The 2175-nt window shown below is 63.7% G+C and carries 1 protein-coding gene and 1 pseudogene; both read left to right on the top strand.

Annotation, left to right across the window (positions count from 1 at the left end; genetic code table 11):
* A pseudogene (locus tag E5W87_RS35115) lies at positions 1–585 on the top strand (ABC transporter ATP-binding protein); the annotation flags it as partial.
* A gap of 48 nt (positions 586–633) precedes the next feature.
* The coding region (locus E5W87_RS35110; RefSeq protein ID WP_292408465.1) for a molybdopterin-dependent oxidoreductase at positions 634–2175 on the top strand (1542 nt) is incomplete at its 3' end.

Here is a 2175-nt window from a genome sequence, read left to right as displayed (position 1 = left end):
GGCGGCGAGAAGGCGCGGCTCTTGATGGGCCTGTCGGCTTTCGAGGGGCCGAACCTGTTTATCCTCGACGAACCGACCAACCATCTTGATATCGACAGCCGCGAATCGCTGATCCATGCGCTGAACGAATTTCCCGGCGCCGTCATCCTGATTTCGCACGACCGCCATCTGCTTGAGGCGACGGCCGACCGGCTGTGGCTGGTCAAGGAGGGTGCGGTCAACCCCTTTGACGGCGACCTCGAGGACTACAAGACGCTGGTTACCGGTGTGTCCGGCGACCGCCGCGGCAAGCGCGAGGCCGAAAAAGCCTCGAAGGCCGACCGCCGCCGCGATGCGGCAGCGCGCCGCGCCGCCTTCGAGCCGCTTGCCAAGGAGATCCGCGCCACCGAAGCGCTGATGGACCGTATCCGCAAGCGCATCGACTTGATCGAGGACGAACTCGCCAATCCGGCGGTCTATGAAAAAGACCCCTCGACGGCGACGCGGCTGGCCAAGGAACGCTCGCAGCTTGCCCAGACGCTGGCCGCACACGAGGAAAAATGGCTGTCGATGTCGGCGGAATACGAGGAAGGCACGGCGGAGTAGCGCCATCTGGCCCTACACGCCGCCGCCATAAACGGCTAGTTTGGCCCTATGAATCAGCACGCCAAGCTCAGGATCGGCCATTCGGCCTGTCCGCATGATTGCCCGTCGACCTGCGCGCTCGAGGTCGAGCTGCTCGACAGCAAGCGCATCGGCCGCGTCCATGGCGCCAAGGCCAACAGCTACACATCCGGCGTCATCTGCGCCAAGGTCGCCCGCTATGCCGACCGCGTCCATCATCCCGACCGCTTGCTGAAGCCGCTGATCCGTGCCGGCGCCAAGGGCGAGGGCCTCTGGAAGGAAGCGAGTTGGGAGGCCGCACTCGACCTCGTCGCCGAAAAATTCATCGCGGCCGAGGCAAAATACGGCTCGGAGACGGTCTGGCCCTATTACTATGCCGGCACGATGGGGCTGGTGCAGCGCGACGGCATCGAGCGGCTGCGCCACGCGAAAAAGTATTCAGGCTTCTTCGGTTCGATCTGCACCAATCTGGCCTGGACCGGCTGGATGATGGGCGCCGGTGCGTTGCGCGGTCCCGACCCGCGCGAGATGGCCAAGTCCGACTGCGTCGTGATCTGGGGCACCAATGCGGTGGTCACCCAGGTCAACGTCATGACCCACGCGATCAAGGCGCGCAAGGAACGCGGCGCCAAGATCGTCGTCATCGATGTGTATGAGAACGCGACGATGAAGCAGGCCGATCTCGGCCTGGTGCTGAAGCCCGGCACCGATGGCGCACTGGCCTGCGCGGTGATGCATGTGCTGTTCCGTGACGGCATGGCCGACCGCGCCTATTTGGAAAAATACACCGACGACCCGCACGGTCTGGAAGCGCATCTTCGGACGAGGACGCCGCAATGGGCGGCTGATATCACCGGGCTTTCGGTCGACGAGATCGAGGCCTTCGGCCGCCTCGTCGGCACGACGAAGAAAACCTATTTCCGCCTTGGCTACGGCTTCTCGCGCCAGCGTAACGGCTCGGTCAACATGCATGCCGCCGCCTCGATCGCCGCGGTCACCGGCTGCTGGCAGTATGAGGGCGGCGGCGCGTTCCATTCCAATTCGGGCATCTTCAAGCTCAACCAGGAACTGCTGGAAGGCACGCGGATGCGCGATCCCTCGATCCGCCATCTCGACCATTCGCGTATCGGCCCCGTGCTGACCGGCGCTGAGGACGCGCTCTATGGCGGTCCGCCGGTGACGGCGCTGCTGATCCAGAACACCAACCCGGTCAATGTCGCGCCGGAGCAGCGGCTGGTGAAGCAGGGTTTTCTACGCGAAGACCTGTTTTCCTGCGTGCACGAGCAGTTCATGACCGACACCGCAGAACTCGCCGATGTCGTACTGCCGGCAACGATGTTCCTGGAGCATGACGACGTCTACAAGGGCGGCGGCAACCAGCACATCACGCTCGGTCCGAAGCTGATCGATCCGCCGGAAGGGCCGCGCACCAACCATTTCGTCATCGAGGAACTCGGCAAAAGGCTGGGCGTTGGCGACAAGCCTGGCTTCGGCATGACCGAGCAGCAGCATATCGACATCATCTTGGGCAAGCGCGGCCTGGGCAGTTTTTCGAGCCTCAAGGAAGAAAAG

The organism is Mesorhizobium sp. (assembly GCF_004962925.1).
Lineage (GTDB): Bacteria > Pseudomonadota > Alphaproteobacteria > Rhizobiales > Rhizobiaceae > Mesorhizobium.
This window is presented reverse-complemented; position numbering and strand designations above follow the sequence as displayed.